Raw genomic sequence first — 24,997 nt, 5'->3', positions numbered from 1 at the left:
CCTCCGTTGTCGGATGGATGGTGGAAGGTCCGTGGTGTTCCGCGGTGCTCGGTGACGCCCGCGGGGGCCCGTGGGCCGGGGCGCACGTGGCGCCCGCGACGTCCCGGCTGTCAGGAACCGGATGCGGTCGCGGCGGTCGGTTCCGGGGCCTCCAGGGCCGTACGGAGATCCATGGCGCGGACGAGCTGTCGGGTGAGCCCGTCCCGGGGCTCCCGCAGCACCTGGTCCGGTGAGCCGGTCTCGACGACGTGACCGCCGTCGAGGACGACGACGTGGTGGGCGACGGCGGCGAGGAGCTCCAGGTCGTGACTGACCCAGAGGAGCGCGGTGCCGTGCTCCTCCCGAAGCCGCGCGAGGGCATCGAGGACCGCGTCGGTGGCGGCCGGGTCGAGGGCCGTCGTGATCTCGTCGCAGATCAGGACGTCGGGGGCGGCGACGACCGCCCGCGCGAGCGCCGCGCGCTGCAACTCGCCGCCGGACAGGCCCCCGGCCCGCCGGTCGACGGTCCCGCCGTCAAGACCCAGCCGCCCCAGCAGTCCGTACGCCTCGGCCCGCGCCTTGCCGGGCGGGAGGCCCCGGAGCCGTACGGCCGTACGGGCGACCTGCTCGACCACCGTGTGCCGCTCGTCGAAGGAGGCGCGTACCTCCTGCCACACGTACTGCACGCGCCGCTTCTGCTCGGTGGTCCGCCGCCGCAGGACGGGAAGCGCCGCCCCGTCCAGGAGGACCCGGCCGCGGTGGCGTTCGTGGAGCCCGGCGACACAGCGGGCCAGAGTGGTCTTGCCGCTGCCGGACAGCCCGGCCACGCCGACACAGGCGCCGGATTCCAGGGCCAGGTCCACTCCGTGCAGGACCGGGCCCCGGCCCCGGCTGTGCAGGTGGGCGGAGAGGCCGCGCACCTCCAGGAGCGGCGGCCGGCCCGGGACGCGGGGGGTGTGGCGGACGGTCGTCGGCTCGGGCCGGGCGGGCAGGGCTTCGTCCGGAGTGCCGGCGGCCGCCACGCGACCCCGGCGGAGCAGGACGACGTGGTCGGCGAGCGCCCGTACGAGATCGTGGTCGTGGCTGAGCAGCAGGATCGCGAGTCCCCCGCGGGCGAGCGCCGCGAGCTCGCCGGCCAGCCGCATCCGGGTCACCGTGTCGAGACCGGTGCTCGGCTCGTCCAGGACGAGGGCGCGCGGCCGGCACACGAGGGTCTGGGCGAGCGCCACGCGCTGGCGCTGTCCACCGGAGAACTGGTGGGGAAAGCGCCGTTCGACGTCCCGCCCCGGGGAGAGCTGGGCGGCCTGGAGCGCCTGGCCCACCGCCGACGGACCGGCGTCGTCCGGGTGGTGCAGCCGGGCGAGTTCGGCGAGGACGGCGCCGGTGCGGCGGGCCGGGTTCAGCGCGCTTCCCGGGTGCTGGGGCATGTAGGCGATGGCGCGCCCGGGCAGCGAGGCCGCGTCCTCGGTCACCCCTCGCCCGTCCACGGCGGTGACGTCCCCGACGGTGACCCGGCCGCTCAGCCGTACGCCCGGGCCCGCCTCGCCGAGCAGCGACAGGGCGGCGGTGGTCTTGCCGCTGCCGGACGGGCCGACTAGCGCGGTCACCCGGCCCGCGTGCAGGTCGAAGTCCACCGCGTCGAGCAGCACCGTCTCCCCGGCGCGTGCGGTCAGCCCGCGGACGGTGACGAGGGCGGACGGCGCTGTCATCGGACGGCCTCCTGGGTACGGCGGGAGCGGGCCAGCACGCGGTCGGCGAGCAGGTTGAGTCCCACGGTGAACATGACGAGCAGGGCGGCGGGCGCGAGGACCGCCCATGGCTGGAGCAGCAGGCCTTCACGGCTGCGCGAGACGCTCACCGCCCAGTCGGGCGCCGTCGGGTTCAGCCCGAGCCCGAGGAAGTTCGCCGAGGCGGCCAGGAAGACGGCCAGGGTGATCCGGGTGCCGATGTCGGCGGCGACCGGGGCGAGCACCGAGCGTGCGACGTGGTCGAGCTGGATACGGGCCCGCGACTCGCCCTGCACCCGCAGGGCCTCGGTGACGGGACTGCTCGCCGCGTCCAGCGCGGCCGCCCGCACCAGCCGTGCGACGGGCGGGACGTTGACCGCGGCGACCGCGAGGGCGATGGCGACGGGGGAGCCGCGCCAGCCCACCGCGACCACGCTGATCACCAGCAGGGTCGGCAGCGGAAGCAGCACGTCCAGCGGGCGGATGAGCAGTTCGTCCGCCCACCGACGCCGTGCCGAGGCCGCCAGCAGGCCCACGAACCCGCCGACGAGGTAGGCGACGGCGACCGCGCCGAGCGCCATGCCCAGCGCGCTGCGCCCGCCGTGCATCAGCAGGGCCAGCACGTCGCGGCCCAACCCGTCCGTTCCCAGGAGGTGTTCGGCGTCCCGTCCCGCGTACGGGGCGGACACACCGGTGGCGGGCACGTCGGTGAGCAGGGGCCCCAGCACGGCGACACCCAGGGGCAGCGCGAGGAGCAGGGCACCGACGGGCGCCGTGGCCAGGGCGATCCTCCCGGCCCCGGGCCGGGCGCCGGCACGCTTCAGGAGCTTCACCGAAGGACCTCCGTCCGGGGTACGAGCCGATGGCAGAGCAGGTCGGCCGCGAGGCTGAGGAGCAGGGCCGCGGCCGCGACCACCAGGGCCAGGCCCTGCACGGTGGGCACGTCCCGGGCCTCCACCGCCCGTACCAGGGCGGTGGCCACGCCGGGGATGGCGAAGACCGCCTCGACGATCAGCACGCCGCCGACCAGGTTGTCGCCCACCCGCGCCAGTTCCTGGATGCCGGGGACGGCCGCGTTGGGCAGGACGTGCCGCAGCACCAGGGTCCGGCGCGGTACGCCCAGGCGCCGGGCCTGGACGACGTATCCGGCCCTCAGCACGGTCACCATGCCCGCCCGTACCTGCCGGGAGAGCAGACAGATCATGCGGGCGGCCACCACCGCGACCGGCAGGACGAGCAGGGCCGGCTGCACGAGCAGGTCCGCGGCCTCCACGCCCACCCAGGTCGCGGGCAGCCAGCCGAGCTTCAGCGACAGGCCCGCCACGAGCAGCAGGGCCAGGACGAAGTCCGGTACGGCGTTCAGGGCGAGGGTGATCGTGGTGACGGCCCGGTCCAGGCGGCCGCCTTCGCGCAGGCCCGAGGCGATACCGAGGGCGACGGCGAGGGGGACCACCACGGCGAGCGTCACCGCCGCGAGGACCAGCGTCGTGCCGACCGTCCCGGTCAGGATGTCGAGGACCGGGCCGCCGTTGACCAGAGAGGTGCCCAGATCGCCCGTGAGGACCCCCGACGCCCAGTCGGTGAACCGTTCCAGCGGCGGCCGGTCCAGCTGGAGTTGCTCGCGCAGCGCGGCCACCTGGGCGTCGGTGGCGTCCTCGTTGTTACGGACGTCGGCGGCGTCGCCCGGCAGCAGCGCGGTCAACAGGAAGACCAGCACGGCGAGGAGGGCGAGCTGGACCGCGCCGAGGGCGATCCGCTGCAGGGCGTACCCGCGCATACTCAGGCCAGCCACGCCTTGTCGAAACGGGCCGAGTCCATGGTGTTCGGCGGAGCCGCCGCCATGCCCCGCACCCGCGAGGAGACGCCGTTCAGCCAGTCCGGGTGACCCCAGACGAGCAGGCCGCCCTCGTCGTGGACGGTGCGCTGCAACTGGCCGTAGAGCTTGGTGCGTTCGGCCTCGTCGGTGATGGACTGGGCCTTGGCGAAAGCGGCGTCGAAGTCCTTGCGGCGCCAACCGGAGGCGTTGAAGGCCGACTTCGTGAGCAGCCGGTCGTTGATGTAGGTGGGGATGGCCATCGCACCGGAGCGGTGGCTGCCCATCACGCCCTTGGTCAGCTGGTCCTTGAAGTAGGTCTCCGACGACCCGGTGGTGATCTTGATCCGCAGCCCGGCGTCGGCGGCCTGCTCGGCGAAGAGCGTCGCCGCCTCCACGAAGCCGTTGGCCACCGACGAGGTGTAGATCGAGAGCGTCTTGTTCAGCACACCGGCCTTCTTCAGCAGGGCGCGCGCCTCCGCGACGTCACGCGTCCGCTGCGGGACGTCCTCGGGGTAGTACTGGTAGCCCTTGCCGAACATGTCGTTACCGACCACGCCCTGGCCCGCGAGCACCACCTGGACCAGCTTCTCCCGGTCGGCGAGCAGCTTGAACGCGAGGGTGACGTCGGGGTTGTCGAAGGGCTCCTGGTCGCACTTCATCACGATGGCGTGGGCCGTGCTGCCCTTGGCGGCCAGGATCCGGACCGCCTTGTCGGCCTGGACGGTACGGGCGAAGGTGGGGGTCATCTCGTAGCCGAACTCCGCCTCGCCGGCCCGCAGGGCGTTGCCCCGGGCGTCGGCGTCGGCGGACAGGACGCGCAGCTCGTCGACGTACGCGCCGCCGCCCCAGTGGTCGTCGAAGCGTTCGGCGACGAAGGAGCGGCCGGCCTGGAAGGACTTCAGCAGGAACGCTCCCGTGCCCACGGGCCTGGCCGGGTCGGCGTAACGGGAGCTGACGACGGCCGTGCCCAACGTTCCGAGCAGGGCGGGGAATTCCGCGCTGGGCCGGCTCAACGCCAGCTCCACGACGTTCTTCCCGGCGCTCCGGCTCCTCTTGAGGTCGATGACGGAGAGCAGGCTCTGCGCGAAGTGGGTGGTGGCCTTCGGGTCGAGGATGCGGCCGAAGGTGAACAGCACGTCCTCGGGCGTGAGCGGCTTGCCGTCGTGGAAGAGCGCCTCGCGCAGGGTGAACCGCCACACGGTCGCGTCGGCGTTGGGCTCCCACTTCGTGGCGAGCCGCGGCACGGGCGCCATGTCGGCGTCGAGCTCCACGAGCCGGTCGAAGAGGGCCTTGGTGCGCGCCATGTCGATGGCGAGGGACTCCGCGTGAGGGTCGATCGTCTCCTGCTCCCCGCCGCCGGTGAACAGGGCCCGGAACTGCCCGCCCCGCCGGGGAGCGGCCTTCCCCTCGGGGGAGGTTCCGTTCCCGGTGCCGGTTCCACAACCGGTGAGGGCCAGGGCCCCGGCCGTACCGGCGGCACCGGCCAGGGCGAGGAACTCTCGACGGTTCCGGAATGTCGACATGCTGCTCCCAAAGATCATTTGACGTGGGCGGCGCGCACGGAGATCCCGGGTCGTGAGGCGCGACGGGGCCGTGGCGCCGAAAGCTTTACCTAGATGAAAATGATTGTCAATCCCGACTGCTGCGGGCGGCTCGGGAACTCCTCAGGGGGCCAAGGGCGTTCCCAGGAGGACGCGTGGAACGTGCGCGGTCGAGCGAACGGTGAGCCGAAGGTGGCACGGATGGCGATGTGGGACCGGATCAAGGACCAGGCCAAGGGGCTGCAGCAGCAGGCGCAGGGAGCACGGAACCCCGGTGGTCGGGCGCGGCCGGGCGCAGGGTCGGGCGGGGGATCGAAGGCGCAGCTCGTAGGGGTGCTCAAGTCCCAGCTCTCCTCCCTGAAGGCGGAGCTCAAGAGCGGTGCGTACCGGGACGCCAGCATGGCCATGTGCGCGCTCGTCGCGGCCGCCGACGGGTCGGTCGACCCGGCCGAGCGGCAGCATGTGGAGTCGCTCATCCTGCAGAACGACGTCCTGCGGAACTTCCCGCCCGACCAGCTGCGGCAGCGGTTCAACAAGCACGTCGACCAGTTGACGGTCAACTTCCCGCAGGGCAAGGCCGAGGCCATGCAGGAGATCGCCAAGGCGGCCAAGAAGCCCGTGGAGGCCAAGGCGGTCGTGCAGACCGGCTTCGTCGTCGCCGGCGCGGACGGGTACGTCGCCCCGGCCGAGGAGCAGGTCCTCCGCGAGGCGTGCGCGGCGCTCGGCCTGTCCCCGCAGGAGTTCGGCCTCTAGGGCCTCGAAAACGAAAGACCCTGGAAGCGGCGGGTCGTCTCAGCGGACGTCTTCGCGCGCCGTCGGGCGCGGGTAGACCTTGGACTGCTTCACGCTTCCGTAGGCGAAGCTGGACTCGATCGAGGCGATGCCGGGAATGGCGTGGATGTGGTGGCGCACGAGCGATTCGTACGCCTCCAGGCTCTCGATGACGACCCTGAGCAGATAGTCGCTGCTGCCCGCCATCAGATAGCAGTCCTGGATGTGCTCGATGCGGCCGACGTGCTCCTCGAAGACGTCGACGATGTCGCGGGTGTGGCGCTCCAGGCGGATCCGGACGAAGACCGTGATCGGCAGGCCGAAGGCGACCTGGTCCACCATGGCCGTGTAGCCGCGGATCAGGCCCGCCTCCTCCAGGCGCCGCACCCGCCGAAGGCAGGGGGACGGGGAGAGCCGGACGCGGTCGGCGAGGTCCTGGTTGGAGAGCCGTCCGTCGGCCTGGAGCTCGCGGATGATCTGGAAGTCGACCGCGTCCATCGTCACTCCTGGCGCTTCGTGAACACTTCTTGGCAGATTCTGCCCTCACGCTAGGCCGGGAGGGCAGAACTGGCAATCGGCTGCCTCGCGAGAAGCCCTACCGTTGCTCGAAACAGTGGATTCGAGCGGGAGGCTCCGCGTGAGCGGCATACCGACGGTGGCGACACCGGCCCCGACGGGGGAGGCACCGGCCCCCACGGGGGCGGCACGCCGGACCGGAAGGCTCTCGCCCCAGGCGGTGGGCCTCGGCGCCCTCCTCGTCACCGTGGCGATCTGGGCCGCCTTCGCGCTCAGCGCCCGCGCCCTCGGCGCCTCCACCCTCCTGCCCGCCGACGCGGCCCTGCTGCGCTTCGGCGTGCCGCTGGTCGTCCTGGCTCCCGCCCTGTGGCGGCGCAGGCGGCGCCTGCTCGCGGTGCGGCCCGGGCCCGCCGTCAAGATCGTCTGCGGCGCGGGTGTCCCCTTCTTCCTCGCCGCCATGTACGGCGGCTCGCTGACCTCGGCCGCCTTCGTGGGGGCGATCGTCCCCGGCATGGTCCCGCTCTTCGTCTCCGCCCTCATGGTCGCCGGCGGCAAGAGCGTCCCCCGCTCCACGCAGGCGGCCGGCCTCGCCCTGATCGTCGCCGGAGTCGCGGCGCTGGTCTGGCGGTACACGGCGGCCCTGGACGCGGACGTCCTGCTCGGCGCCGGAACGCTGCTGCTCGCCAGCGGCCTCTGGGCCCTGTACACCGTCGGCCTGCGCGAGGTGGACCTCGACCCCGTCGGCTCCATCGGGCTGCTCTGCCTGCCCTCCTTCGCCGTCGTCGCCCTGCTGGCCCTGACCGGCGTCCTGCCCACCGGCCTCGCTCACGCCGCCCCCGACGACATCGCGCTCTTCCTCGTCGTCCAGGGCCTCGGCGTCGGCCTCTGCGCCGGGCTGCTGTACGCGTTCGCCATCCGCCGCCTCGGCCCGGAGCGCAGCTCGGTCGTCGGCAGCCTCAGCCCGGTCGTCGTCGTGCTGCTCGCCCTACCCCTCCTCGACGAGTCGCCGACCCTGTCCGTGCTCGTCGGCGTCCCCCTCATCACCCTCGGCGTCGCGCTCGCCAACCGGCGCCCCCGAACCAAGGTCTCCGCCCATGCTTGAGCTGCTCGCCGCCCCGCCCGTGGACCCGCTGTGGGACCTGTCGGCCGCGTTCGCGGCCGACCCGCGCCCCGAGCGCCTCGACCTCGTCCTCGGGGTCTACCGCGACCACACCGGCGCCACCCCCGTCATGGCCGCCGTCAAGGAGGCCGAGATACGCCTGGCCGAGCGCGCCGACTCCAAGGAGTACCGCGGCCTCTCCGGCAACACCGCCTTCAACGAGGCGATGCTCTCGATGGTCCTCGGCACCGAGGCCAGGACCGCCCGCGCGACGGCCGTCCAGACCGTGGCGGGCACCGGGGCCCTGCGCCTCCTCGCCGACCTCGTACGCCAGACCCGCCCCGGCACCACGGTGTGGATCAGCGACCCCGCGTACGTCAACCACCGCCCCATCCTGGAGGGCGCCGGGCTCACGGTCCGGACGTACGGGCACGCCGACGGCATGGTGGACGACCTGCGCGGCGCGCGCCGGGGCGACGTGGTCCTGCTCCAGGGCTGCTGCCACAACCCCACCGGCTCCGACCCCGACGCCGCGACCTGGGAGGAGCTGGCCGGGCTCGCCGAGACGGCCGGCTGGGTCCCCTTCGTGGACCTCGCGTACCACGGGCTCGGCGACGGCCTCGACGCCGACCTGTGGGCCACCCGGATGCTGGCCGACCGGCTGCCCGAGGTGCTGATCGCCGTCAGCTGCTCCAAGAACTTCGGCCTCTACAGCGACCGCACCGGCTGCGCCATCGTCCTCGGCCCGTCCCGGCAGACGCTGCGGCACGTGGAGACGGCCCTGCAGAACGCCGCACGCGTCATGTACTCGATGCCGCCCGACCACGGCGCCGCCGTCGTCGCCACCGTCCTTCAGGACGCCGGGCTCCGGGCCACCTGGCAGGCCGAACTCGACGCCATGCGCGGGCGGATCACCGCCAACCGGGCGGACCTCGTCGCACACCTGGGCGCCCTCGGGCGCCCGGACGTGGCGGACTCGCTCCGGCGCCAGAAGGGCATGTTCTCCATGCTGCCTCTGACACCGGAGCAGATGCGCCGGATGCGCGACCGGTCCGGCATCTACGGCACGAACGCGGGCCGCATCAACATCGCCGGAGTCTGCGCGCACCGGATCCCGTTCCTCGCGCAGGGCATAGCCGCCGCCCTGGACTCTCCCGCCACGCCTCCGGGCGCCACCCCACCGACCATGGCCGGGCAGCGGCACGGGTGGTGAGGCCGGCCGTCGGCAGCCTCGGTCCGGCCGCCCCTGTGGAGCCGTACCGCAGGGTGCTGCGCGGAGGGCTCGGCTAGGGTGATCGGGTAGGAAGGCACCCCCCGGGGTTAGGTCGAAGCGTTGGACACTACTCAGTCGCCGAGCGAGACGCCGGAGCGACCGCCGGCGGCCATCGGCTACGCCGGTGTCCTGCGCGAACTGCTCCCGATCGCCCTGTGGCGCGAGGACGAGGACGGCCGCGTCGTCGAGTGGTCCCTGGCCGCCCAGGACCTGCTCGGATACCGCCCCGACGACGTCCTCGGACGGCCCGCGTCACCCATTCTGGTGCCCGACGCCAACCAGGAGCTCGCCGAGCAGCTGACCCGCCGCGTCCAGGCGGGCGAGACCGTCGTCGGCACCCTCCCGGTGCGGCACCGGGACGGTCACGAAGTGACCATGGAGATGTGGATCGTCCCCGAGGTCGACCCCCGCGGGCGGCCGGGAGCCATGCTCATCGCGGTGGAGACCTCCGAGGTCCTGCGCATGCGGGACTCCCTCGCCGCGCTCCAGAGCCTCTTCACCCAGTCACCGATCGGCCTCGCCACCCTCGGCCCCAGCCTGCGGTTCATCCGCGTCAACGACGCGCTGGCGCGGATGAACGGCGTACCGCCCGCCGACCACGTCGGCAGACGGCTCACCGAGGTCGTGCCCGGGGTCAACGCCGTCGCCCTCGAGGCCACCATGCGGCAGGTCCTGGAGAGCGGCGAGGCCGTCGTCGACGTACGCCGCACCGGCCGGACCCCGGCCGACCCCGACCACGACCGCACCTGGTCCTGCTCCTACGCCCCGCTGCTCGACGGATCCGGCCGCCGGCTCGGCCTGATCGCCTCCCTCATCGACATCACCGAGGGCCAGCGGGCGCTCGTCGAGGCCGAACGGGCCAACCGGCGCTTCGCCCTGCTCGCCGAGGCGGGCACCCGCATCGGCACCACCCTCGACCTGCACCAGACCGCCGAGGAGATCGTCCAGGTCCTCGTGCCCCAGCTCGCCGACTCGGCCGACGTCCAGCTGCTCGAATCCGTGCTCGAACCGGACGAGGCGGGCGCCTCCACCTTCGGACTGCTGCGCCGCCTCGCCGCCGTCTTCCCCGACCCGACCGCCCCCACCGCGCTGCTCACCCGCGGACAGACCTTCCAGATCCCGCTGGGAACGCCGTACGAGCAGGTCATCACCGACGCCCGGCCGATGAACCTCTACCACTCCGACCTGCCGGCGCTCTTCCCCGACCCGCGCAGCGCACCCCTGCGCTCCTACTTCGAGGCCAGCATCGGTTCGGCGCGCATCGTCCCGCTCGTCGCCCGCGGCAAGGTCCTCGGCTCCGTCTCCGTGACCCGGCTCAACGAGCGCGAACCCTTCGACGAGCAGGACTTCGTCCTCATCGACGAACTCGTCGCCCGCGCCGCCCTGAACATCGACAACGCCCGCATGTACACCAGCCAGCGCGCGGCCGCCCTCACCCTCCAGCGGAGCCTGACCAACAACGCCCTGCCGAAGGTCGAGGGCCTTGAACTCACCGGGCGCTACCTCCCCGCCAGCGACCACGACGTCGGCGGCGACTGGTTCGACGTCATCGCCCTGCCCGAAGGCAGGACCGGCCTCGTCATCGGCGACGTCATGGGCCACGGCATCCACGCGGCGGCCGTGATGGGCCAGCTCCGTACGGCGGTACGGACCCTCGCCCGGCACGGCGTGCCGCCGGCGGAACTGCTCCGCTCCCTCGACGCCGTCGTCGCCGAACTGGGGGAGGACGAGATGGCGACCTGCGTCTACGCCGTCCACGACCCGGCCGCCGGAAGCGTCGTCCTGTCCCGGGCCGGACACCCGCCGCCCGCCGTGGCCACCGCAGACGGGGCGATCACCTTCCTGGAGGGGCCGCCCGGCACCCCGCTCGGCACCGGCGGGCAGGACTTCGCCACCGAGGAGGTCCTGCTGCCCCCGGGCAGCCTGCTCGTGCTGTACACCGACGGACTCATCGAGGCCAGGGACCGCGACCTCGACGAGGGCATGGACCGGCTCGCCGAGGCCCTGCTCCACCTGGAACGGCCGCTCAGTCAGGTCTGCGACGACATCCTCGACCAGCTCCTGCCCTGCGCGCCGCCGGACGACGTGGCCGTGCTGCTGGCCCGTACGTCGTTGTGACGGCGGGAACGGGCCGGGCGGCTCACCAGGCGAGGTCCTCCAGGGCGTCCAGGTCCGGCTCCGGCAGCGGTGGGACCTCCGAGTCGGCCGTGGTCAGGGGCAGTTCGGCCCAGATGACCTTGCCCCGGTCGGTGTACCGCGTGCCCCACCGCTCGGCGAACTGGGCCACGAGGAAGAGCCCGCGACCGCCCTCGTCGGTCGTCGCCGCGTAGCGCAGGTGCGGAGCGGTACTGCTGCCGTCGGAGATCTCGCAGATCAGCCGGCGGTCGCGCAGCAGCCGGACCCGGATGGGCGGGGCGCCGTACCGGATGGCGTTGGTGATCAGCTCGCTGAGGATGAGCTCGGCCGTGAACGCGATGTCGTCCAGGCCCCAGGCGGCGAGCTGCGCCGCGCCCGCGCCGCGGACCCGGGAGACGTCCGCCGGATCGACGCTCACGTCCCACTCCGCGATCCGCTCGGCCTCCAGCAGGCGGGTGTCGGCGACGAGCAGCGCGATGTCGTCGTCCGGCGCGGGCACGAGCACGGCCGTCAGGACGTCCGCGCAGGCCTGCTCCGGGGTGCGGCCGGTGGTCGCCAGGGCGTCCCGCAGCAGCGCGAGACCGGTGTCGAAGTCCCGGTAGCGGTCTTCCAGGAGACCGTCGGTGAACAGCACCAGACGGGTCCCCTCCGGCAGGTACGTCTCCGTGACCTCGAACGGCATCCCGCCCACCCCCAGCGGCAGCCCGGCGGGCAGCTCGGGGTACTCGACCCGCCCGTCCGGGTGGACGAGCGCGGGCCCGGGGTGCCCGGCCCGGGCCATGGTGCAGCGGCCGTCGGCGGGGTCGTAGATGACGTACAGGCAGGTGGCGCCGGTGATCCGCTCCTGCCCCTCGTCGGCCCCCGCCGCGCCGACCCTGCGCCCCGGCCCGGAGGAACCGGTGCTCTCGGACTCGTCCTCGGCGCCGCCGTCCGCGGCGCCCCGGTCGATGCGGTCGATGCGGTCGATCAGCTCGTCGAGGTGGCCCAGGAGCTCGTCCGGCGGCAGGTCGAGGGTGGAGAAGTTGAGAACCGCCGTCCGCAGCCGGCCCATCGTGGCCGCCGCGTGCAGCCCGTGCCCCACCACGTCACCGACGACCAGCGCCACCCGCGCGCCCGGCAGCGGGATCACGTCGAACCAGTCCCCGCCGACCCCGGCCTTGGCGGGCAGATAGCGGTACGCGACGTCGACCGCCGACAGGTCCGGCAGGATCCGGGGGAGCAGGCTGCGCTGGAGTGTCACCGCCATCTCGTGCTCGCGGGTGAAGCGGCGGGCGTTGTCGATGGAGACCGCGGCGCGCGCCGTGAGCTCCTCGGCGAAGTTCAGATCCTCCTCGTCGAAGGGCTCCTCGGTCTCGGAGCGCCAGAAGTTCGCCATCCCGAGGACGACACCCCGGGCCAGCACCGGAACCGCCACCAGCGAGTGCAGCCCGTACGCGAGGGCCGTCGCGGCCCCCTCGGGGTCCTGGGCCCGCCAGCCGTCGGCCGTGGACAGCTCGGCCACCAGGACCGCGCGACCGCCGTCGAGCGCCTGCGCCATCGGTGTGGTCGGCACGACGCACCGGATCAGGTCGCCGACGGGCTGGAGCGGATTCTCGGAGCTGATGCCCGTCAGCGCCGTCCGCCGCATCTCGGTGAACGACCCCGACGGCTCCTCGCCCCGCAGCACCGGTTCGAGCAACTCCACGGTGACGAAGTCCGCGAAGCGCGGCACGGCCACCTCCGACAGCTCCTCGGCCGTCCGCACCACGTCCAGGGACGTGCCGATGCGCACCCCGGCCTCGTACAGCAGTTGCAGCCGGCCCCTGGCCACCTCGGCGCGGCCGGAGACGGTGGCGAGCTCGGTCGAGTCCCGCAGCGTCATCACGGTGCCGGTGGGGCGGCCGCGGTAGGGCTTCGTGGGGCGCACGTTGACGGCGAGCAGCCGGTCGCCCGCCAGGTGCACCTCGTCGTTGACGACCCGGTCGGAGGAGAGCAGCGCGGCCGTACGGGGATCGAGACCCAGCTCGGTGACGTGCCGCTGCTCGGCTTCGGGCCCCAGGTCCAGCAGCCGCCGGGCCTCGTCGTTGGCGAGGAGCAGCCGCCGGTCCGCGTCGATGATGAGCACCCCCTCGCGCACGGCGTGCAGGACCGCCTCGTGGTGCTCGTTGATCCGGGTCATCTCGACCGGCCCGAGCCCGTGGGTCTGCCGGCGCAGCCGCCGGCTGATCAGCGCCGCGCCGCCCACGGCGAGCAGCAGGGCGCCCGCGGCCGTGCCGAGCAGCAGCGGCAGCTGGCCCTCGACCGCGTTGCCGACGTTCTCGACCTCGATGCCGGTGCTGACCAGTCCGACGACGTCCCCGTCCTCCGTGCGCACCGGGACGACGGCCCGGACCGCGTCCGTCGGCTCGCCGTGGAAGATCTCCGTGAACGACTCGCCCGCCCGGGCGCGCGCGAGGTCTCCGGTGGCGCGCTCGCCGATCAGATCGGGCCGGGGGTCCGTGTAGCGGATGCCGTCGGGGGTCATCACGGCGAGGAAGTCGAGCCCCGCGGCCAGCCGGGCGTTCTCGGCCCGCTGCTGGAGCACGGAGGTCGGGTCGGGCTGGCGCAGGGCGTCCACGATCCCCGGAGCGTGCGCGAAGGCCTCCGCGGCGGCGAGCGAGCGGTTGCGGGCGTCGGTCTCCGTGTCGTACCGGGCCTGGAAGATCAGGGCGAGCGTGCCCACGGCGACCAGCACCACGACGATGACCGCCTGCAGGGCGAACACCTGCCCCGCGACGCTGCGCAGTCCCAACCCCTTGGGCCGACGGCCCAGCCGTCCGCTCATGGGGTGCTTCTTCTTCTCGGAGATTCGGCTGTCGTCAGGGATGGTCCAGTCACCCGTCCACTTCCTCGGTTCCTCGGCCCGCCGGCGGCCATGGAGATCCGCTCCTTCCATGCTCCTACCCCGGAGGCCGGATATCGAGGCGAAGTGGTCCAGGAGCGGTCCGGACGTGTCCCCGGGCGGGCGCCCGGCGTGTCCCGGGGGAGTGCCGTGGGACGCCCGGACCGGGGCGCGCCCGGAAAGGTCCATGTCGTTTTCTCGCCAGCGGACGCCCCCGCCGGTCCCGGATCATGGAGCCATGTACACCGACACCGAGCGCTGCGTACGAGCCGTCCGGTCGAAGGACGCCCGCTTCGACGGCGTGTTCTTCACCGCCGTGCTCACGACCCGGATCTACTGCCGCCCCAGCTGCCCGGTCGTCCCGCCCAAGGCCGAGAACATGGTGTTCCACCCCAGCGCGGCATCCTGTCAGCGCGCCGGGTTCCGGGCGTGCAAGCGCTGCCGCCCCGACACGAGCCCCGGCTCCCCCGAGTGGAACGTCCGCGCCGACGCCGTCGCCCGCGCCATGCGGCTGATCCAGGACGGGATCGTGGACCGCGAGGGAGTGCCCGGCCTCGCCGCCCGGCTGGGCTACTCCACCCGCCAGATCGAACGCCAGCTTCTCGCCGAACTCGGCGCCGGACCGCTCGCCCTGGCCCGCGCCCAGCGCGCCCAGACCGCACGGCTGCTGATCGAGACGACACCGATGCCGATGGCCGAGATCGCCTTCGCCGCCGGTTTCTCCTCGATCCGTACCTTCAACGACACCGTCCGCGAGGTCTTCGCGCTCGCCCCCGGCGAGCTGCGCACCCGCGCGTCCCGGTCCTCGGCCGCGCGCTCGGTCACCGCCGCCGACGCGCCGAGCACCCCGGGCGTGATCGCGCTGAGGCTGCCGTACCGCGCCCCGCTCAACCCCTCCAACCTCTTCGGCCATCTCGCCGCCACCGCCGTCCCGGGCGTGGAGGAGTGGCTCCCCCACGGCCTTGACGGCGTGGGCGGAACCACCACCGGCGCCTACCGGCGGACCCTGACCCTGCCGCACGGCCACGGCATCGTCGCCCTCTCCCCGCGGCCCGACCACATCGCGTGCCGGCTCTCCCTCACCGACCCCCGCGACCTGACCCACGCCATCAGCCGCTGCCGCTGGATGCTCGACCTCGACGCCGACCCCGTCGCCGTCGACGAACAGCTGAGCACGGACCCCCTGCTCGCCCCGCTGGTGGAGCGGGCGCCCGGACGGCGCGTGCCGCGGACGGTCGACGCGGCCGAGTTCGCGGTACGGGCCGTGCTCGGCCAGCAGGTCTCCACGGCGGCCGCCCGCACCCACGCCGCCCGGCTCGTCGCCGCGCACGGCGTCCCCGTCGAGGACCCCGAGGGCGGCCTCACCCACCTCTTCCCGACCGCCGAGGCTCTCGCCGGGCTCGACCCCGAGGCCCTCGCCCTGCCCCGCAGCCGCCGCACGACCCTCCTCACCCTCGTCGGGGCCCTCGCCGACGGCTCGCTGAGTCTCGGCCCGGCCACCGACTGGGACGAGGCGCGCGCCCGGCTCCTCGCCCTGCCCGGCTTCGGCCCCTGGACCACCGAGGTCATCGCGATGCGGGCGCTCGGCGACCCCGACGCCTTCCTCCCCGGCGACCTCGGCGTCCGTCGCGCCGCCGCCGGCCTCGGCCTGCCGTCCACGCCCGCCGCGCTCACCGCCCGCGCCGCGCGGTGGCGGCCCTGGCGCGCGTACGCCGTCCAGTACCTCTGGGCCACCGACAGCCACCCGATCAACCACCTCCCCGCGTAAGGAAGCCGTCCCGCCATGACCGACGTCCGGCACACCGTCGTCGACAGCCCCTACGACCCGCTGACCCTCGTCGCCGTCGACGGCGTCCTCAGCCGCATCCACATGACCGACCAGCGCCACCGCCCCGCCGAGGAAACCTTCGGCGCACCGGACCCGCGCCCGTTCGGCGAGACGGTCCGCCAGCTCGACGCGTACTTCGCCGGTGAACTCACCGCGTTCGAGCTGCCGTTGAACCTCATCGGTACCCCGTTCCAGCTCCGCGTCTGGGAGCGGCTGCGCCACATCCCGTACGGACAGACGCGCACCTACGGCGAGTTGGCCGAGGAGCTCGGCAACCCCGGGGCCTCGCGCGCCGTCGGCCTCGCCAACGGCAAGAACCCGGTCAGCATCGTCGTCCCGTGCCACCGCGTCGTCGGCGCGAGCGGCTCCCTGACCGGCTACGGCGGCGGCCTCGACCGCAAACGGCGTCTGCTGGCCTTCGAGTCGGGCGCGGCGCCGGACGCGCTGTTCTAGCTGGTGAGACCGGCCTGGAGCCGTTCCAGGAGCGCCGGGAGGGCGGTGCCGATCGGCTCGCGGACGATCTCGTCGGCGAGTTCGTCGTACGGCGTGGGCTGGGCGTTCACGATGATCAGGCGGGCCCCGTGCTCGGCGGCGATCCCCGCTAGCGAGGCGGCCGGCTGCACCTGCAGGCTCGTCCCGACCGCGATGAAGACCTCGGCGGCCTTGGCGATCGACATGGCCTCGCCCAGCACCATCGGATCGAGCCGCTGCCCGAACATGACGGTCGCCGACTTCAGGATCCCGCCGCACGCCTCGCACGTCGGATCGTCCTCACCGGCCCGTACCCGGTCGAGCGCCGCCTCCATCGAGGAGCGGGCGTGACAGGCCGTGCACACCACCCTCCGCGCGGAGCCGTGGAGTTCGAGCACCTTGCGCTCCGGGAGACCGGCGATCTGGTGCAGGCCGTCGACGTTCTGAGTGATCACCCGCACCGCGTTCCCGGTCCGCTCGAACCCGGCGATGGCGCGGTGCGCGGCGTTCGGCTCCGCCCGCAGCACCGGGCCGTCGAGCCGCGTCCGCCACGCGCGCCGCCGGATGTCGGCATCGGCCATGTAGTGCTCGTACGTGGCGAGCTTCTCGGCCTGCGGGTCACGCGTCCACACCCCGTCGGGGCCCCGGTAGTCGGGGATGCCGGAGTCCGTGGAGATACCGGCTCCGCTGAGAATCGCGACCATGGTCATGGGCCGAGCGTAGGCCGGTCCGCGCGCCCGCGGCGAACGCATTTTCGGGTCGGGGCGTGCGCGAGCGGCGACCGCGCATGCGATGCGGTCCGGGCCTTCTTACGATGAAGACGTACGTCTCCCTGTTCTGTCTGGGCTCGACCGGGGCGAGGGACCATGGCCGCAGAAGACGCCGCCGCCGAAGATGTCGGCCCCGCCGGGCGACCCGCGGGGCTGAAGGCGAACGCCATCGGCTTCGTCGACGCCCTCGTCATCGGGCTCAACTCGACCTCCCCCGCCTACTCCCTCGCGGCCGTGATCGGCCCCGTCGTCGCGCTGGCCGGGATCTACGCGCCCGGCGTGATGTTCGCGTCCTTCGTGCCGATGCTGCTCATCGCGTCGGCGTTCTACTACCTGAACAAGGTCGACCAAGACTGCGGCACGACCTTCTCCTGGGTCACCCGCGCCATGGGCCCCTGGGCCGGCTGGCTCGGCGGCTGGGCCATCGCGATGACCGGAGTCCTGGTCGTCGGCTCCCTCGCCGACGTGGCCGTGAGCTTCGCGCTGCTCGCCGTCGGCCTCGACGGCTGGGTGGAGAACACCTTCGTACGCCAGCTGCTCACCGTGCTGCTCATCCTCGCGATGACGGCCATCTGCGTCATCGGCACCGAGCTGTCCGCCAAGGTGCAGAACGTCCTCATCCTGGCGCAGGTCGCCTGCCTGCTGATCTTCGTGGGCGTCGCGCTCCACAGCGTCTACGCCGGCACGAGCGCGTACGATTCGGCCGAGCCCTCCCTCAGCTGGCTCAACCCCTTCGGCGCCGGTGGCGCCGCGCTGACCGGCGGGCTGCTCCTGGGCGTCTTCATCTACTGGGGCTGGGAGTCGGCCGTCAACCTCACCGAGGAGGTCAGGGACTCCGCGACCGCCCCCGGCAAGGCCGGGATCTGGTCGACGGTCATCCTGCTCGTGACGTACGTGTCCGTCGGCTTCGCGGTCGTGGCCTACGCCGGGCCCGCGTTCCTGGCGGAGAACGCCGAGGAGGAGGAGTTCATCTTCGCCCTGCTCGCCGGGGACGTCCTCGGCGGCTGGGACTGGATCCTGCTGCTCGCCGTCGCCACCTCGGCGATCGCCTCCACGCAGACCACCATCATCCCCGCCTCGCGCACCGCGCTGTCCATGGCGCGCCGCCGCGCGCTGCCCGCGCACTACGGGCACATCAGTCCGCGCTTCCGTACCCCTGACGTCAGTACGTGGTGGGTCGCCGGCATCGCCATCGGCTGGTACCTCGTGGTCAACCAGATCAGCAGCAACGCCCTCTTCGACTCGCTCACCGCGCTCTCGCTGCTGATCGCCTTCTACTACGCGCTCACGGGCATCGCCTGCGCGGTGTACTACCGCCGCCACCTCCTGGAGAGCGTCCACAACTTCCTGCTGATCGGCCTCGGCCCGCTGGTCGGCGCGGGACTGCTGACGTGGCTTCTCGTCAGGTCGGTCGCCGACATGTCCGACCCCGAGAACTCCTACAGCGGCATCTCGTGGTTCGGCCTCGGCCCGCCGCTCGTCATCGGCATCGGCATCGCCCTCACCGGCGTGATCGTCATGCTCGTGTGGCGTCTGCGGTCCCCGGTGTACTGGCGTGAGCGCCCGAGCGTGGTCGACCCCCGGCTGATCCACGGCCCCCCGCCGCCCGGAACGGAGCCCTGAGATGTCGGTCGTCCTGGGCTACGACGAATCCCCGGGCGCCGCCCGCGCGTTGCGGATCGCGGTCGAGGTGGCCGCCGCCTTCGACGAGACGCTCGTGCTGGTCTACGGGGCGGCGGCCCCCGGACCCACCGGCGAGGAGTACGCGTCCCACGTCGAGGCCATTCGTGAGGCCGGACGGCAGGGTCTCGAGCACGCGGTCACCGAGGCCGACCGGGCGGGCGTGCCGACCGTCGTCGAGGTGATCGACGAGAAGCCGGCACAGGCCCTGATCGACGCGGCGGAGCGCCACGCCGCCCGCGTCATCGTGGTCGGCAGCTGGGGCGAGAGCCCGATGCGGGGCGCGCTCCTTGGCTCGACGCCCCACAAGCTGCTGCACATGTCGCGCGTCCCCGTGCTGTGCGTACCGCCCGAGGAATGAGGATCGGCGCTCAGCGGACCGGGAGGCCGTTCTCCAGCTCCACCGGGCCCGCGCCCCGCGCGAGGACGTCGAGGGCCGCGACCACCCGCAGGCCCAGCGAGCCCACGAGATGGTCGGTCACCTCGGCGGGGTCGATGAGCTTCCAGGAGAGCAGCTCCTCCTCCTGGAGCCGGATCGCGGCGAACCGCTCGTCCGCCAGCACCCCGCCGTCGTAGATGTACGCCACGATCGGCGGCCGCCCGGTGCCGTGCGACCAGTCGACCGCGAGCAGCGTCCCCAGCTCCACGTCCAGGCCGATCTCCTCGGCCGTCTCGCGGCGCGCCGCCTGACGGGGCGTCTCACCCGCGTCGGACTCGATCGTGCCGCCGGGCAGCGTCCAGCCCTCCCGGTAGTTCGGCTCGACGATCAGGACGCGGCCCGCGGCGTCCCGGAAGAGCGCGGCGGCACCGGCGAGCACCTTGGGCAGGCCGGCGATGTACGCGGTGTAGTCGGTGGTCGTCATGCGGTCAGCGTAGCCAGTCGCAGAGTCCGCTCGGCCAGCTCGCCGATCCGCACCTGGTCGAAGCCGAACACCGCGCTGCGCACCTGGTCCCGCAGCGGCTCCGACCACTGCGGCGGGATCGCGGCCGCCCCGCACATCACCCCGGCCACCGAGCCGGCCGTCGCCCCGTTGGAGTCGGTGTCCAGGCCGCCCCGGACGGTCAGGGCGATGGTGGCGGTGAAGTCACCGCCGCCGTAGAGCAGTCCGGCCGTGAGGACCGCCGCGTTGGGGACGGTGTGGATCCAGCCCAGGCCGGCCGTCCGTTCCGCGAGTTCGGCAAGGGCGTCGGACCACTCCACCCCCGACTCGTGCAGCGCGATCGTGTGCCGGACGGTCCGTGCCAGCCGGCTGCCGGCGGGGACGCGCTCAAGCGCCGTCTCCAGCGCGGTGCGGACGTCCGGCGCGGTGAACGCGGCGGCGATCAGGGCGGCCGCCCACATCGCGCCGTACACCCCGTTGCCCGTGTGGGAGAGGACCGCGTCGCGGCGGGCGAGCGAGGCGGCGCGACGGGGGTCGCCCGGGGAGGTCCAGCCGTAGACGTCGGCCCGGATCAGCGCGCCGATCCACTCCTGGTGCGGGTTGTCGTACGTCGCGGTGAGCGGCGGCTTCAGCCCGTTGGCGAGGTTGCGGTAGGCGGTCCGTTCGGCGGTGAAGGTCTGGAGGTACGGCAGCCGCAGCAGCCAGACCTCGCCCACCTGCTCGGTCGTGAAGGCGAATCCCCGGGTCTCCAGGAGGTGCAGGCCGAGGATCGAGTAGTCGACGTCGTCGTCCCGGCAGCTCCCCTGGATCCGGCCGCGCACGCACTGCGGCCACTCGGGCCGCAGTTCGAACCCCTGCGCCTGGGCGTCGGGCGGCGGCGGGGGCAGGTAGTCGGTGAGCGGGAGCGCGTCCGTCGCGCGCAGATACCGGTCGATGAGTGCGGGTGTCCACAGGTCGCCGCGCTCGACGGGCTTGCCGAGCATGTTCCCGGCGATCCGTCCGGTCCAGCCGCCGAGGATGCGGTCACCGAGTTCGCCGTGCCTGATCGCCATACGTCCGGTCTACCGGCCCGCATCCCCAGGGGCCGCCCGAACACGCCGGGGAACCGGTGGCCGCGCCCGCGTCGGCGCCCGCGTGAGGCCGGGACCGCGGGGCGGCGGCCGTGGGTCAGCTGCCGCCGCCCGGCTGCTCCTCGTCCGGGTCGCTGCGGGACTTCGCCACGCGCCGCAGGCGGTGATGGCGGGAGGCGCCCTGCTCCGTCATCGCCTCGCCGACCATCGCCCGCACCGCGTCCCGTACGCCGTGCAGCGCGTGGTGCCGGGCGGGGCCCGCCCCGGGGTCCTCGCGCAGCTCTTTCAGCAGGGCCCAGCACAGCCCCAGCATCACGATCACGAACGGCAGAGCCACCAGGATCGTCGCCGTCTGCAGCGAGTTCAGCCCGCCGGCCACCAGCAGCACCGCGGCGACCGCCGCCATGAGGATGCCCCAGGTCACCACCAGCCACGTCGGCGGGTGCAGCGACCCCCGGCTCGTCAGCGAGCCCATCACCAGCGACGCCGAGTCGGCGCTGGTGACGAAGTACGTCATCACCAGAATCATCGCGATCACCGACGTCACCGTGCCGATCGGCAGCGCGTCCAGCATCGCGAAGAGCGAGGCCTCCGCACCGTCCTTCACCGCGCCCGCCAGATCGGCGGCGCCGGTCGACTCCAGCCGGATGGCCGTACCGCCCATCACGCAGAACCAGACGACCGTCGCCCCGCTCGGCACGAGCAGCACCCCGACGAGGAACTCCCGGATCGTGCGGCCCCGCGAGATCCGGGCGATGAACGTGCCGACGAACGGTGCCCAGGACAGCCACCACGCCCAGTAGAAGATCGTCCACGCGCCCAGCCAGGCGGAGTCGCTGAACGCGCCCGTACGGCTCGCCATCGGCAGCAGCTGGTGCAGGTAGCCGCCCACGGAGGCGGGGATCGTGTCCAGGATGTAGACCGTCGGTCCGAGGAGGAAGACGAAGAGCATCAGGCACGCGGCGAGCACGATGTTGACCGTCGACAGCCACTTCACGCCCTTGTGCAGCCCCGAGAACGCCGACAGGACGAACGCGGCGGAGAGGGAGGCGATGATGATCAGCTGGGTCGCGGTGGAGTCCTCGACGTCCATCGTCAGGTTCAGGCCCTTGGAGACCTGGAGCGCGCCGACGCCGAGGCTGGTCGCCGTGCCGAAGACCGTGGCGAAGACGGCCAGCAGGTCGATCGCCCGGCCCTGCCATCCCGCGGCCCGCCGGGCCCCGATCAGCGGGACGAACGCGGAGCTCAGCCGGCTGCCACGGCCCTTGCGGAAGCCCGCGTAGGCCAGGGAGAGGCCGGCGATGCCGTAGATGGCCCACGGGGTGAGCGTCCAGTGGAAGAACGAGTACTCCATGGCCGTACGGGCGGCCCCGCCGGTGCCGGGCAGGGTGCCGCTGGCCGGGGGCGGCGCGAGGTAGTGCTGGAGCGGCTCGGCGACGCCGTAGAACATCAGGCCGATCCCCATGCCCGCGCTGAACATCATCGCGATCCAGGCGAGATTGGTGAACTCGGGCTCCGCGTCGTCGGGGCCGAGCCGGATCCGTCCGTAGCGGCTGAAGGCGATCACCACGCAGAGCACGAGGAACGTATCGGCGGCGATCACGAACAGCCAGGCGAAGTTGTCCAGGACCCAGCCGAGGGCGGAGGAGGAGGCGCTGTCGAAGGAGTCCTTGCCGAGGGCCGCCCACGCGACCATCGCGACGACCGCCGCCCCGCCGATGCCCACGACCGTGACGTCGGGGGACTTCTGATCGATCGGATCCGATTCCGTGCTCATATGGACCCACTATGGTGCGGAATTTCGCCTTATCAGGGGGTGGCACGCCGTCTGGGGGTGCGGATAGGGTCGGCCTCGGCGCGACTGCACGTTCGAAAGCAAGGGATGCAAGGTGACGGACGGAGCAGTAACTGAGGTCGCACGCGTACTCGTCGCGGCCGACAAGTTCAAGGGCTCGCTCACGGCCGTACAGGTCGCGGAGCGGGTCACAGCAGGTCTGCGACGGGTCGTCCCGGAGCTGGAAGTGGAGACCCTGCCGGTTGCGGACGGCGGCGACGGTACGGTCGCGGCCGCGGTGGCGGCCGGTTTCGAACGCCGTGAGGTTCGGGTGACCGGACCTGTCGGCGACTCGGTGACGGCGGCGTTCGCGCTGCGCGGCACGACGGCCGTGGTGGAGATGGCGGAGGCCTCGGGCCTTCAGCTGCTGCCGAAGGGCGTGTTCGCCCCTCTGACGGCGACGACGTACGGCTCGGGCGAGCTGCTGCGGGCGGCGCTGGACGCGGGCGCGACGACGATCGTCTTCGGCGTCGGCGGAAGCGCGACGACGGACGGCGGCGCCGGGATGCTGGCCGCGCTGGGCGCGGTCTTCCTGGACGCGGAGGGTGACCCCGTGGGCCCGGGCGGAGCGGCGCTGGCGTCCCTCGCGACCGCGGACCTGTCGGGCCTCGACCCGCGCTTCGCCTCGGTGGACCTGATCCTGGCGAGCGACGTGGACAACCCGCTGACCGGCCCGAAGGGCGCGCCGGCGGTCTACGGCCCGCAGAAGGGCGCGACCCCGGAGGACGTCCAGACGCTGGACGCGGCGCTGGCGCACTTCGTCACGGTCCTGGAGAAGGCCATCGGTCCCAAGGCCGCGGAGTGCGCGGTCGCGCCGGGCGCGGGCGGCGCGGGCGGCATCGGGTACGGGGCGCTCGTCGGCCTGGACGCGAGCTTCCGCCCCGGCATCGAGCTGATGCTCGACGTCCTCGGCTTCGCCCCGGCCCTCGACCGGGCCACGCTCGTCATCACCGGCGAGGGCTCGCTCGACGAGCAGACCCTGCACGGCAAGGCCCCGGCAGGCGTCGCGGCGGCGGCGCGGGCGGCGGGCAAGGAGGTCGTCGCGGTCTGCGGCCGCCTGGCCCTGTCGGAGGAGGCCCTCACGGCGGCCGGCATCCGCCGCGCCTACCCCCTCTCGGCCCTCGAACCCGACCCCGCCAAGTCCATGCCCAACGCGGGCCCCCTCCTGGAGGAGGTCGCGTCGACGATCGCCCGGGACCACCTGGCGTAGCGGGCGGGATCCTCGCGGGCGGGTCGGACGGCCCGCGAGGGCGCCGTTCGAGGAGCAGTCCCCGGCAGGGTTTCGGGAAGGGGTGGGGCGGGGGAGTTCGTTCAGAGCCGCGCCCGCCCCGGCCCCGCGCCCGGCCCCCGCCCCACGCCGGCCCCCGGCCCCCGGCCCGCCCCCTCACCCCGTCGTCGCCCCCGTCAGGCGGAACGCGTCCAGGGCCAGGGTCATCTCCGTCAGGTCCCTCGGGCGGGACAAGGACCTCGACGTCAGCTGCTCCAAGCGGCGCAGGCGGTTGAAGACCGTGTTCCGGTGACAGTACAGACGGGACGCCGCCCGCCCCGCCGAACCCTCGCAGTCCAGCCACACGTCCAACGTCTCCAGCAGGATCGCCCGATCCGCCGGATCCAGTTCCAGCAACGCCCCCAGCACATCCGCCACCAGCAGCCCCGCCAGCTCCGGCTGCCCCACGACCAGCGCGCCCGCCATCCGCCGGTCCAGCCGCACGATCGAACGCGAGTCCGGCGGACTCGTCCGCAACGCCAGCTCCGCGAGCCGCCGCGCCCGGCCCAGCTCCGCGAGCCCCGTCACCACCGGGCTGATCCCGCCCGGCCCCGGGCACCGCCCCTCAAGAAGCTCCGACAGCGCGTCCAGACCCGTGCCCTCCGCCAGCGACACCACCCCGATCTCGCAGTCCGCGCCCATCCGCCACAGGAACCGCACCCCCGCCCCCTGCACCCGCCGGTGGAACGGCTCCGGCACCTCCCGGCGGTCGTGCCGCAGCACCACCACCGCGTACCGCCCGTGCTCCGGCAGGTCCAGGCCCGCCGCCGCCCGTGACGTGACCTCCGGCGACCGCTGCCCCTGGAGCAGCGCGTCCAGGAGCGCCTGGAGCTGCTCGTCGGTACGCCGTCGCAGCTCCAGCTCCGTCGCCCGGTACGCCTCCGTCGCCGTGTCCGCCTGCGCGTTCACCGCCGACCAGATGATCGTCGCCGACTGCGTCAGCGCGGCGAGCCGCGGCGGGAACGCCGACGCGTCCTCGATCAGCGCGTCCCACACCAGCTGCCCGGCCTGCCGGTACGCGTGCACGAGCAGCTCCAGCGGCATGCCCTGCTCGGCCCGCCGCCGCCCCACCTCGTCCGCGTGCTGCAGATCCCGCCGGGGCGAGTCACGCGGCGCCGAGATCATCTCGATCCCGATCCGCATCGCCTCGTGCGCCTCCCGCCAGTGCTGGTCGTAGGGCACGATCCGGCCGTACGCCGGCTCGTACTCGTGCAGCTCCCTCAGATGCTCGTCCACCAGCTCCGGCAGTCGCTCCAGAAGCGCCGTGCACGCCTGCGCCAGCAGCTTCCAGTCATCGCCGGTCCGCGGTCTGCGCCGTCCCATGCCCGGAGGATGCCACCCCGGGCCCCTTCCCGACAGGCCCCTGACACGCGGTGTTGTGCGCGTGCACAAGCCACCGCCGCGCCCGCTGGTCACCGGCAGCGTTTCGGCCGCCGCACGTGGACGGACGGGCACCGCGGTGCTGGGGTGAGCGCCAC

At 73.3% G+C, this 24,997-nt stretch carries 20 protein-coding genes; 9 read left to right on the top strand and 11 right to left on the bottom strand.

From position 1 onward, the window contains the following. Positions 1 to 110 precede the first annotated feature (110 nt). The 4 genes from ACWF79_RS13010 to ACWF79_RS12995 are packed head-to-tail and all read right to left on the bottom strand — an operon-like array spanning position 111 to position 5,045. Positions 111 to 1,688, bottom strand: a complete 1,578-nt coding sequence (locus ACWF79_RS13010) for an ABC transporter ATP-binding protein (protein ID WP_453728142.1) — start codon at positions 1,686 to 1,688, stop codon at positions 111 to 113. After that, entirely contained in the window at positions 1,685 to 2,539 is an 855-nt protein-coding gene (locus tag ACWF79_RS13005; protein WP_453728141.1) for an ABC transporter permease, read from the bottom strand. The genes ACWF79_RS13010 and ACWF79_RS13005 overlap by 4 nt, the downstream gene beginning before the upstream one ends. Continuing rightward, positions 2,536 to 3,498: an ABC transporter permease gene (locus ACWF79_RS13000; protein ID WP_453728140.1), complete on the bottom strand. Its 963-nt coding sequence runs from the start codon at positions 3,496 to 3,498 to the stop codon at positions 2,536 to 2,538. Before ACWF79_RS13000 ends, ACWF79_RS13005 begins: the two co-directional genes overlap by 4 nt. After that, positions 3,486 to 5,045 carry an ABC transporter substrate-binding protein gene (locus tag ACWF79_RS12995; RefSeq protein WP_453728139.1) on the bottom strand — a complete coding sequence of 520 codons (1,560 nt, stop codon included), beginning with the start codon at positions 5,043 to 5,045 and terminating at the stop codon, positions 3,486 to 3,488. The genes ACWF79_RS13000 and ACWF79_RS12995 overlap by 13 nt, the downstream gene beginning before the upstream one ends. Positions 5,046 to 5,264: 219 nt before the next feature. Here ACWF79_RS12995 and ACWF79_RS12990 point away from each other — a divergent pair, with 219 nt between their 5' ends. Further along, positions 5,265 to 5,816 (top strand): tellurite resistance TerB family protein, encoded by a 552-nt coding sequence (locus ACWF79_RS12990; protein WP_453728138.1) that lies wholly within the window; start codon positions 5,265 to 5,267, stop codon positions 5,814 to 5,816. A gap of 39 nt (positions 5,817 to 5,855) precedes the next feature. Here the strand turns inward: ACWF79_RS12990 and ACWF79_RS12985 are convergent, their stop codons facing one another. Beyond that, positions 5,856 to 6,332, bottom strand: a complete 477-nt coding sequence (locus tag ACWF79_RS12985; RefSeq protein WP_453728137.1) for an Lrp/AsnC family transcriptional regulator — start codon at positions 6,330 to 6,332, stop codon at positions 5,856 to 5,858. A gap of 139 nt (positions 6,333 to 6,471) precedes the next feature. Between ACWF79_RS12985 and ACWF79_RS12980 the strand changes: the two genes are divergently transcribed. The 3 genes from ACWF79_RS12980 (at position 6,472) to ACWF79_RS12970 (ending at position 10,840) form a co-directional block, all read left to right on the top strand. Beyond that, positions 6,472 to 7,452, top strand: coding sequence for an EamA family transporter (locus ACWF79_RS12980; RefSeq protein ID WP_453728136.1), 981 nt, complete (start codon positions 6,472 to 6,474; stop codon positions 7,450 to 7,452). Next, entirely contained in the window at positions 7,445 to 8,662 is a 1,218-nt protein-coding gene (locus tag ACWF79_RS12975) for an amino acid aminotransferase (RefSeq protein WP_453728135.1), read from the top strand. Before ACWF79_RS12980 ends, ACWF79_RS12975 begins: the two co-directional genes overlap by 8 nt. A 120-nt stretch (positions 8,663 to 8,782) precedes the next feature. Beyond that, positions 8,783 to 10,840, top strand: a complete 2,058-nt coding sequence (locus tag ACWF79_RS12970) for a SpoIIE family protein phosphatase (RefSeq protein WP_453728134.1) — start codon at positions 8,783 to 8,785, stop codon at positions 10,838 to 10,840. A gap of 22 nt (positions 10,841 to 10,862) precedes the next feature. Here the strand turns inward: ACWF79_RS12970 and ACWF79_RS12965 are convergent, their stop codons facing one another. Continuing rightward, a complete protein-coding gene (locus ACWF79_RS12965) occupies positions 10,863 to 13,661 on the bottom strand; it encodes a SpoIIE family protein phosphatase (protein WP_453728133.1) in 2,799 nt (932 codons plus the stop codon). Between the two features lie 295 nt (positions 13,662 to 13,956). On the opposite strand from ACWF79_RS12965, the gene ACWF79_RS12960 reads away from it, so the two are divergent. Next, entirely contained in the window at positions 13,957 to 15,486 is a 1,530-nt protein-coding gene (locus tag ACWF79_RS12960) for an AlkA N-terminal domain-containing protein (RefSeq protein ID WP_453728132.1), read from the top strand. A 15-nt stretch (positions 15,487 to 15,501) separates the two neighbouring features. Next, positions 15,502 to 15,999: a methylated-DNA--[protein]-cysteine S-methyltransferase gene (locus tag ACWF79_RS12955; RefSeq protein ID WP_453728131.1), complete on the top strand. Its 498-nt coding sequence runs from the start codon at positions 15,502 to 15,504 to the stop codon at positions 15,997 to 15,999. Here ACWF79_RS12955 and ACWF79_RS12950 read toward each other — a convergent pair. Beyond that, entirely contained in the window at positions 15,996 to 16,727 is a 732-nt protein-coding gene (locus tag ACWF79_RS12950) for an SIR2 family NAD-dependent protein deacylase (RefSeq protein ID WP_453728130.1), read from the bottom strand. The genes ACWF79_RS12955 and ACWF79_RS12950 overlap by 4 nt on opposite strands. A gap of 156 nt (positions 16,728 to 16,883) precedes the next feature. On the opposite strand from ACWF79_RS12950, the gene ACWF79_RS12945 reads away from it, so the two are divergent. Both ACWF79_RS12945 and ACWF79_RS12940 read left to right on the top strand, forming a co-directional pair. Further along, the gene (locus tag ACWF79_RS12945) at positions 16,884 to 18,410 is read left to right on the top strand and encodes an APC family permease (protein ID WP_453728129.1); all 1,527 of its coding nucleotides are present in this window, start codon (positions 16,884 to 16,886) and stop codon (positions 18,408 to 18,410) included. A gap of 1 nt (position 18,411) precedes the next feature. Further along, positions 18,412 to 18,828 carry a universal stress protein gene (locus tag ACWF79_RS12940; protein ID WP_453728128.1) on the top strand — a complete coding sequence of 139 codons (417 nt, stop codon included), beginning with the start codon at positions 18,412 to 18,414 and terminating at the stop codon, positions 18,826 to 18,828. 10 nt (positions 18,829 to 18,838) lie between these two features. On the opposite strand, the gene ACWF79_RS12935 is transcribed toward ACWF79_RS12940, so the two are convergent. From ACWF79_RS12935 to ACWF79_RS12925, 3 genes are all read right to left on the bottom strand, one after another. Continuing rightward, the gene (locus ACWF79_RS12935; protein ID WP_453728127.1) at positions 18,839 to 19,330 is read right to left on the bottom strand and encodes an NUDIX domain-containing protein; all 492 of its coding nucleotides are present in this window, start codon (positions 19,328 to 19,330) and stop codon (positions 18,839 to 18,841) included. Beyond that, complete coding sequence (locus ACWF79_RS12930; RefSeq protein ID WP_453728126.1) at positions 19,327 to 20,400, bottom strand: ADP-ribosylglycohydrolase family protein; 1,074 nt, start codon at positions 20,398 to 20,400, stop codon at positions 19,327 to 19,329. Before ACWF79_RS12930 ends, ACWF79_RS12935 begins: the two co-directional genes overlap by 4 nt. A gap of 115 nt (positions 20,401 to 20,515) precedes the next feature. Further along, positions 20,516 to 22,195, bottom strand: coding sequence for a BCCT family transporter (locus ACWF79_RS12925; protein WP_453728125.1), 1,680 nt, complete (start codon positions 22,193 to 22,195; stop codon positions 20,516 to 20,518). A gap of 112 nt (positions 22,196 to 22,307) precedes the next feature. On the opposite strand from ACWF79_RS12925, the gene ACWF79_RS12920 reads away from it, so the two are divergent. Then, on the top strand, positions 22,308 to 23,462 hold the full coding sequence (locus ACWF79_RS12920) for a glycerate kinase (protein WP_453728124.1): 1,155 nt from the start codon (positions 22,308 to 22,310) through the stop codon (positions 23,460 to 23,462). 174 nt (positions 23,463 to 23,636) lie between these two features. Here the strand turns inward: ACWF79_RS12920 and ACWF79_RS12915 are convergent, their stop codons facing one another. Further along, entirely contained in the window at positions 23,637 to 24,842 is a 1,206-nt protein-coding gene (locus ACWF79_RS12915) for a PucR family transcriptional regulator (RefSeq protein ID WP_453728123.1), read from the bottom strand. Between the last annotated feature and the right edge of the window lie 155 nt (positions 24,843 to 24,997).

It is taken from the genome of Streptomyces sp. NPDC054975, from assembly GCF_053609105.1.
Note: the sequence above shows the minus strand (reverse complement) of the source record. Positions and strands in the feature narration are given on the sequence as shown.